This window comes from Xanthomonas sp. NCPPB 2922, from assembly GCF_041520885.1.
Classification (GTDB): Bacteria; Pseudomonadota; Gammaproteobacteria; order Xanthomonadales; family Xanthomonadaceae; genus Xanthomonas; species Xanthomonas campestris.
This window is the reverse complement of sequence record NZ_JBGOFY010000010.1, coordinates 162,684-170,482: the sequence shown is the minus strand read 5'-3', so window position 1 is coordinate 170,482 and position 7,799 is coordinate 162,684. Positions and strand designations below refer to the sequence as shown.

At 65.1% G+C, this 7,799-nt stretch carries 6 protein-coding genes; 2 read left to right on the top strand and 4 right to left on the bottom strand.

The window, feature by feature from the left end; all coding sequences use genetic code 11:
• Positions 1-70 precede the first annotated feature (70 nt).
• Positions 71-253 carry a hypothetical protein gene (locus tag ACD584_RS13145; protein ID WP_372357292.1) on the bottom strand — a complete coding sequence of 61 codons (183 nt, stop codon included), beginning with the start codon at positions 251-253 and terminating at the stop codon, positions 71-73.
• Positions 254-402: 149 nt separating this feature from the next.
• Here ACD584_RS13145 and ACD584_RS13140 point away from each other — a divergent pair, with 149 nt between their 5' ends.
• Positions 403-1,722 carry a glycoside hydrolase family 30 beta sandwich domain-containing protein gene (locus tag ACD584_RS13140; protein WP_076036230.1) on the top strand — a complete coding sequence of 440 codons (1,320 nt, stop codon included), beginning with the start codon at positions 403-405 and terminating at the stop codon, positions 1,720-1,722.
• A gap of 57 nt (positions 1,723-1,779) precedes the next feature.
• Here the strand turns inward: ACD584_RS13140 and ACD584_RS13135 are convergent, their stop codons facing one another.
• Both ACD584_RS13135 and ACD584_RS13130 read right to left on the bottom strand, forming a co-directional pair.
• Positions 1,780-3,585 (bottom strand): glycoside hydrolase family 15 protein, encoded by a 1,806-nt coding sequence (locus tag ACD584_RS13135; RefSeq protein ID WP_076036229.1) that lies wholly within the window; start codon positions 3,583-3,585, stop codon positions 1,780-1,782.
• Positions 3,582-4,484 (bottom strand): SDR family oxidoreductase, encoded by a 903-nt coding sequence (locus ACD584_RS13130; RefSeq protein ID WP_076036228.1) that lies wholly within the window; start codon positions 4,482-4,484, stop codon positions 3,582-3,584. The genes ACD584_RS13135 and ACD584_RS13130 overlap by 4 nt, the downstream gene beginning before the upstream one ends.
• A gap of 177 nt (positions 4,485-4,661) precedes the next feature.
• Here ACD584_RS13130 and ACD584_RS13125 point away from each other — a divergent pair, with 177 nt between their 5' ends.
• A complete protein-coding gene (locus ACD584_RS13125; RefSeq protein WP_076036227.1) occupies positions 4,662-5,384 on the top strand; it encodes a DUF429 domain-containing protein in 723 nt (240 codons plus the stop codon).
• 9 nt (positions 5,385-5,393) lie between these two features.
• On the opposite strand, the gene ACD584_RS13120 is transcribed toward ACD584_RS13125, so the two are convergent.
• Positions 5,394-7,742 (bottom strand): GH92 family glycosyl hydrolase, encoded by a 2,349-nt coding sequence (locus ACD584_RS13120; RefSeq protein ID WP_076036226.1) that lies wholly within the window; start codon positions 7,740-7,742, stop codon positions 5,394-5,396.
• Positions 7,743-7,799: the final 57 nt, after the last annotated feature.

Sequence of the window (7,799 nt, the reverse complement as noted above, 5' to 3'; positions counted from 1 at the left end):
TAATCGGCGGCATGACCCCGGCTGCGTATGCCCAACATCTGGCAAACACCGATATCATCAACCCCGGACTCTAAACCAGGCCGCTACTCAGGGCGGGGGGACGTCGCAACAACAGCAACAACAGCAACAACAGCAACAACAGCAGCAACAACAGCAACAGCAGCAACAGCAGCAACAACAGCAGCAACAACAGCAGCAACAACAGCAGCAACAACAGCAGCAACAACAGCAGCAACAACAGCAACAACAGCAACGCCTATTCCGGTGCCGGCATCGACGGCATCTGCATCCACGCCCGCATCGAAGGCGGTAGAGGCTGCGGTTGCGGATGCTGCTGTTCCGCCAGCAGCACATGCCGGCGCACTACGCGTTTACACCTCTGCCCAAGGCGCAACGCAGCAGATGCGTGTCAGCACTGTCGATGCGCCCACGGCCGGACATGCGTTGACCGAGAAAGAGAACTCCATCTTCGTCAATCCACAGCGGCGGTTTCAGGCGTTGCTGGGCATTGGTGGGGCGATCACCGACTCCAGTGCGGAAACCTTCGCCAAACTGCCCAAGCAGGCGCAGCGGCAGCTGCTCACCGCCTACTACGACCCGGACAAGGGCATCGGCTACACACTGGCGCGGACCACCATCCATAGCTCGGATTTCAGCAGCGGCAGCTACACCTACATCAAGGAAGGCGATGCGGCGCTGAAGACCTTTTCGGTCAAGCACGATACGAAGTACCGCATTCCGCTGTTGCGCCAGGCCATTGCTGCGGCCGGTGGCACGCTCACCACGTTTGCCAGCCCGTGGAGCGCGCCAGCCTTCATGAAAGACAGCAACGCCATGCTCAAGGGCGGCAAGCTTTTGCCCGAATATGCGCAGGCCTGGGCCACGTACTACACGCGCTTCATTGCCGCGTATGAAAAGGCCGGCATCCCCATCTGGGGCATCAGCCTGCAGAACGAGCCGATGGCGGTGCAGACCTGGGAGTCGATGCTGTTTTCTGCAGAAGAAGAGCGCGACTTCCTCAAGAATCATCTGGGCCCGACCATGGCCAAGGCCGGCTATGGCGATCGCAAGATCATCGTGTGGGACCACAACCGCGACATGATGGTGCACCGCGCGCATGTGATCTTCGACGATCCGGAAGCTTCCAAATATGCGTGGGGCATGGGCTTCCACTGGTATGAAACCTGGGCCGGGTTCGCGCCGATGGTGGAGAACGTGGCGGCGGTGGCGCAGGCGTACCCGGACAAGCACCTGCTGCTCACCGAGGCGGCGGTGGAAAAGTTCGACCCGGCCAAGCTGCAGCACTGGCCCAATGGCGAGCGCTATGGCACCGCCATCATCAACGACCTCAATCACGGTGCGGTGGGTTGGACGGACTGGAACATCCTGCTGGACGAGCACGGCGGCCCCAATCACGTGGGCAACTACTGCTTTACACCGGTGCATGCCAACACGCGCACCGGCGAGGTGATCTACACGCCGAGCTATTGGTATATCGGCCACTTTTCCAAGTTCATCCGGCCTGGCGCGCAGCGGGTGAGTGCGGCGAGCAGCCGCAGTAACCTGGCCACCACCGCGTTCGTCAACAGCGATGGCAGCCTGGCGACGGTGGTGATGAATGCCACGGATGTGGCGATTCGCTACAACCTGTATGTGGGCGATGCCTCCAGCGTGCTGGAGATTCCCGCGCATGCGATCCAGACGGTGGTGCTGGCGCAGTGAGGCTGGGCGCTACACGCATGTGCGTGCCACTGGCGCGCACATGCGGCCCGTGCAGCGTTATTCCCCGTGCACCGCCAACGCGGCATGGATCAAGGCGAGATGGCTCAATCCCTGCGGCAGATTGCCCAGCGCATCGCCGGTGTGGGCGTCCACCATTTCCGGCATCAGGTCCACATCGTTGCCCAGGCGTTCCAGCAGGCGCTCGAACAGGCGCTTGGCTTCGTCGCGTTCGCCCAGCAAGCCATAGGCTTCCACCATCCAGAACGCGCAGGCGGTGAATGTGCCTTCGCGCTGCTGCATGCCGCTGTAGCGGTACAGCAACTCATCGCAGCCCAGTTCGCGGCGGATGGCGTCGCGGGTGGAGACCATGCGGGCGTGGCGCACCTCGGCCAGGCCGAAGCGCGAGGCCAGCATCAGGCTGGCATCCAGGTCGTCGGTGCCGGCGTAGAAGGTGTAGGCCTGCTTGGACTCGGACCAGCAGTGCTCGTCGATCCAGGCCAGGATGCGCGCCTGCTCGCGTTCCCAGCGCGGCAGCATGGCCGAAGACAGATGGCCGGCCTTGGCCAGCTCGCTGGCACGGCGTAGCGCCATCCAGCATTCGATCTTGGACATGGTGTAGTGCTCGTCCTGCTCCAGCTCCCAGAAGCCTGCGTCCTTGCGCATCCAGGCATCGGCACATTCGTTGCCTAAGTCGAATAACTGACGTGCGGTTTCCGGGTCCAGGATGTGGCCGGCATCGACAAAGCGCGCGGTCATCTCGAACACATCGCCATACAGGCACAACTGCAATTGGTCATTCGCGGTATTGCCCACGCGGACCGGGCGGGTGTCGCGGTAGCCGGCAATGTCGATCTCGCGCTCATCCGGCACCAGCGCGCTATCGAGCGTGTAGCACGGGCGAATCCAGGGGCGGTGGCGGCGAATGGTGTGCATCAGCCAGCTGAAGGCGGCCTTCGCATCGGCCAGTGCGCCCACGCGCATGAACGCCTTGGTGGTGTATGCGGCATCGCGCACCCAGGCGTAGCGGTAGTCCCAATTGCCATTGCCGCCGATCTGCTCCGGCAGCGAGGTGGTGATCGCCGCGGCAATGGCGCCGGTGGGCGAAAACCACAGGAATTTGAGCGCAAGCGCCGAGCGCACCACGGTGTCGTGGTAGCCATTGTCGTAGCTGAGGTTGCCGCTCCATTCACGCCATTCCTGGTCGCTGCGGTCGATGCGGCCGTCGATATCCGCCAGTGGCGGCACCGGCAAGGCTTCGCGCTCGGACGCGAGCAATGCCACCAGCTGGCGATCGCCGGCGGCAATGCGCAAGGTGCCGCGCACGCTGCGGTCGTCGCAGTGTGCGATCTGCACCGCCTCCGCGTCGAAGCGCAGCATGGTCATCAAGGGGCCAACGTGGTGCACGCGGCCGTTGGGCGTATCGCTCTGCCACGGTGTCGCTTCGCCTGCGCGCGTGCCTGGCTGGTAGATGAGCTCGAACACCACCTCGCCCTCCAGCCCGTCGATGCGCCGGGCCAGCTCCGACCACGGCAGCCGGCCCGCCTCGCCACTGTTGACCGATTCGGTGAGGCGCGCGCGTCCGCTTGCGGTGATGAAGGTGGTTTCCAGCACATTGCTGCCGTCGCGATAACGGCGCTCCACTCGCTGCAGGTCACGCGGGCACAGCGAAAAGAAACCGCCATTGCCGGCATCGAGCAGGCGATCGAACAACGGTGGCGCGTCCATCTTCGGCACGCACCACCAGTCGATGCCGCCATCGGCACCGCATAGCGCCACCGAGCGGCCGTCACCGATGGCGGCATAGCCGGCAATCGGCAACGTGCCGCTGGCATCGCGGCGGAACTGGGCGCTGGGACGACTCAAGACAGCAGCAGGCCGCCGGTGGCGCCGAACACCTCGCCGGTGACATAGCTCGATTCCTGCGAGGCGAGCAGCACGTAGAGCGGTGCCATTTCCACCGGCTGGCCGGCGCGCTTCATCGGCGTTTCCGAACCAAATTCCGGGATCTTTTCCGGCGGCTGGCCACCGCTGGGCTGCAGCGGCGTCCACACCGGGCCCGGCGCCACGGCGTTGACGCGGATGCCTTTCTCGGCCACCTGCTGCGCCAGCCCCTTGGTGAAGTTGACGATGGCCGCCTTGGTGGAGGCGTAGTCGAGCAGGGTGGGCGAGGGCTGGTAAGACTGGATCGAGCCGGTGTTGATGATGGACGCGCCCGGCGGCAGATGCGGGATGGCCGCCTTGCACAGCCAGAACATCGCGTAGACGTTGGTCTTGAAGGTAGCGTCGAACTGCTCGGTGGTGATGTCGGCGATGTCCTTGACGGCAGTCTGCTTGCCGGCAATGTTGATCAGCAGATCCAGGCCGCCGAGTTCTTTCACCGCACGTTCCACCAACTGGTTGCAGAAGGCTTCGTCCTTGAGGTCACCCGGCACGGCGATGGCCTTGCGGCCTTCGGCCTGGATGAGCTGCACCACCTCGGCGGCATCCTGCTCTTCTTCGGGCAGGTAATTGAGCACGATGTCTGCGCCTTCGCGCGCATAGGCGATGGCGGTGGCGCGGCCAATGCCCGAGTCCGCACCGGTGATCAGCGCCTTGCGGCCCTGCAGGCGGCCGAAGCCCTGGTAGCTCTGCTCGCCATGGTCGGCCTTGGGCTGCAGCTCATGGATGGTGCCGGGTGCTTCCTGGGTCTGCTCCGGAAAGGTGGGCTGCGGGAACTGGGTGAGCGGGTTCTGCATTGCGTATTGGTTCTTCGCGCTGGACATGCACGGGTCTCCTGTCGAGGGGGAGTGGGGGCACGCAGACGGCTGCGCACCGAGAGGCGCCCAGTGTGGAAAGCGATGCGCTGTGCAGCGGTGAACGAATGTTGTGCATGGTGTGAATGCGTGACCGCACGCAAACTGTGCAGATATGCGCCAATCACCAATACAGCGGTGGGCGCAATGACGAGGTACACGATGCGGTGGGTGGGAATCGATGGCGCGCGCAGCGGTTGGCTGGCGGTGTGGGACGCCGAGGACGCGTTGGCATTTGCGTATTACGCAACGGTGCAGGAGGTGGCGCATGCACTGCGTGCGGCGGAGGTGATCGGCGTGGATATTCCCATTGGCCTGAGTGAGCACACCCCGCGCGCGGCCGATGTTCAGGCGCGCCGGTTCGTGGGTGGCCGCCGCGCCTGCAGCATCTTTGCTGCGCCTCTGCGCGGCATGTTGCATGCGCAGTCGCAGCCGGAAGCATCGCGCCTGCATCGTGCGCTGGATCACGACAAGCAGCGCGGCTTCGGTGTGCAGTCCTTCGGGTTGCTGGACAAGATCCGCCATTGGGATGCTGCCCTGCGCAGCGATGCGGCCTGGGCTGTGCGCGTGCACGAGGTGCACCCGGAAGTTTCGTTCGCCGTGCTCAACGGCGGCCAGGGACTCGCCGCCGGCAAGAAGACGCCGGCCGGCCATGCACAGCGCGTGGCATTGCTCGGCGAACACTTCGGCCACGCGCGGGTGCAGGCACTGCTGGCGGCCGTGCCGCGGCGCTTGGCTGCGCCCGACGATGTGCTCGATGCGTTGGTGGCGTGCTGGAGTGCGCAGCGGATTGCGGCAGGCACCGCCGGCAGCTTGCCCGCGGTGGTGGAGCATGACCGCCATGGCTTGCGCATGGCGATCCGCTACTGACGCACCGCGTTAGCGCGCCGACATCGAATACGGCCGCTGCGCGGGGTCGGTGGCCCATTGCTGATTCGGCGTGGCCTGCATGCGGAAGCGCAACTCGCCGCCGGTCTGAATTTCTGCGTGCGTCAGATAGGCACGCGTCAGTGGCTGGCCGTTGAGGGTGGCGCTGCCGATGTACGGGCGTGCATCGCTCACGCCTTCGGCGATCACGCTGAAGCGCTTGCCGTTGGGCAGGTTGAGCGTGGCGCGCGGCAGGAATGGGCGGCCGATGATGTACTGATTGCTGCCCGGCGCCACCGGGTAGAAACCCAGCGTGGTGAACACGTACCAGGCCGACATCTGGCCGAGGTCGTCGTTGCCGGCCAGGCCTTCGGGGCCGGCGTGGTATTGGCTGCCCATAATCTGGGTCAGGCGTGCCTGCGTGCGCCACGGCTGGCCGGCATAGGCGTACAGATACGCGACGTGATGGCTGGGTTCGTTGCCGTGCGCATACCAGCCGATCAGCCCGGTGATGTCTTCCATGTGCTCGAACACCTTCGGGTCCACCTTGGCGTCGAACACCGCATCCAGCCGCGCCAGCAACGTGTCTTCGCCGCCGTGTGCGGCCGCCAGGCCGGCGACGTCCTGCGGCACGTACCAGGAGTATTGCCAGGCGTTGCCTTCGGTGTAGTCGCTGCCATAGCCGCTGGCAGAGGGGTCGAACGGTTCGCGGAAAGTGCCGGCGCGGGTGCGCGCGCGCATGTAGCCGGTGGCCGGGTCGAAGGCGTGCTTCCAGTTGGCGGCGCGCTTGCTGAATTCTGCGGCGATGGCGGGCTTGCCTAGCTTGTTTGCCATCTGCGCGATGGTCCAGTCGTCGAACGCGTATTCCAGCGTCTTGGAGGCGGCTTCGCCTTCTTCGTCGATCGGCACGTAGCCCAGTTCGCGGTACTGCGCGATGCCGTCGTACGGGCCGTAGTTGGCGCTGGCCACCATGGCATCGAGTGCTTCGTTGGCATCGAAGCCACCGATGCCTTTCATGTAGGCATCGGCGATTACCGGCACGGCGTGGTAGCCGATCATGCACCAGGTTTCCAGGCCATGAAATGCCCACACCGGGAGGATGCCGTAGGCGCTTTCCCGGCGTGAGGCGAGCAGCGAATTGACCACGTCGCTGGTGCGCTGCGGCGGCTGTACCAGGGTGAGCAGCGGTTGCAGGGCACGGTAGGTGTCCCACAGCGAGAAGGTGGAATAGTGGCTCCAGCCGGTGGCCTGATGCACGGCGTTGTCTGGCCCGCGGTAGCGGCCGTCGCTGTCCATGAACAGGGTCGGCCCGAGCAGCGTGTGGTACAGCGCGGTGTACAGCTGGGTGCGCTGCTGCGGCGTGCCTTGTGCATCGATCGCCGACAATGCCTGTGTCCATTGCGCGCGTGCATCGGCGCGCACGCGGTCGAAATCGAAGCCGGGTACTTCGGCGGCCAGGTTGGCAATGGCACTGTCTTCGCTGACCGGCGACAGCGCTACGGTGACCACCAATGGCGTGCCGTCATTGGCAACATCGAACACGCCCACCAGCTGCCGGCCCTCGATCTGCGCACGCTGCGCGGGGTTCTTGTCACCCGGCGGCGGGAAGCCCTTGTACGGAATGTCCTGCTCGGTGTCATGCAATTGCGTGGCGGTGAGCGGGCGCGAAAACCGCATGGCGAAATACAGTTGCCGGCCCGGCGCCCAGCCACGCGTTTCGCGGAATCCGGTGACCGTGCCATCGCTGCGCACGCGCAGGCGCGACCACTGCACCTTGCCCGGGTAGTCGTAGAGGCTGGTGCGCAGATCCACCAGCACATGCGCGGGCACGCCCTTGGGGAACTGGTAGCGGTGCACGCCCACCCGCGCGCTGGCAGTGAGTTCGGCGCGGATGTTGCGGTCTTTCAAGGTCACCGCGTAATAGCCGGGCTGCGCCTGCTCGCTGGCGTGATCGAACTGCGCGGTATAGCCGCTGCCGGGTGTGCCGACATCGCCGCGTTCGAGTTTGACCTCGCCGGTTTGCGGCATCAGCAACACATCGCCCAGGTCCGAATGCCCGGAGCCGGAGAAATGCGTATGCGAGAAACCGACAATCGTGCTGTCGTCATGCCGGTAACCGGCGGCCCAGCCGTAGGCCTCCTTGCGCGGTTTGATCTGGGTGTCCGGGCTCAACTGCACCATGCCGAACGGCACCGTGGCGCCGGGGTAGGTGTGGCCTTCGCCACCGGTGCCGATGAAGGGGTCGACCGCGCGATAGGCCGAGTCGGCGGCGCGTGGCGCGGCAGTACTGGCGAAGACGGCAAGGCCGGCAAGCAGCGCCAGCCAGCGGATACGGGGCAACGCGATCAACCGATGCTGCATGCGGGACGACTCCGGGCAAGTGCAGCGCCGGACCGTAGCACAGGCCCTTCAGTGGAT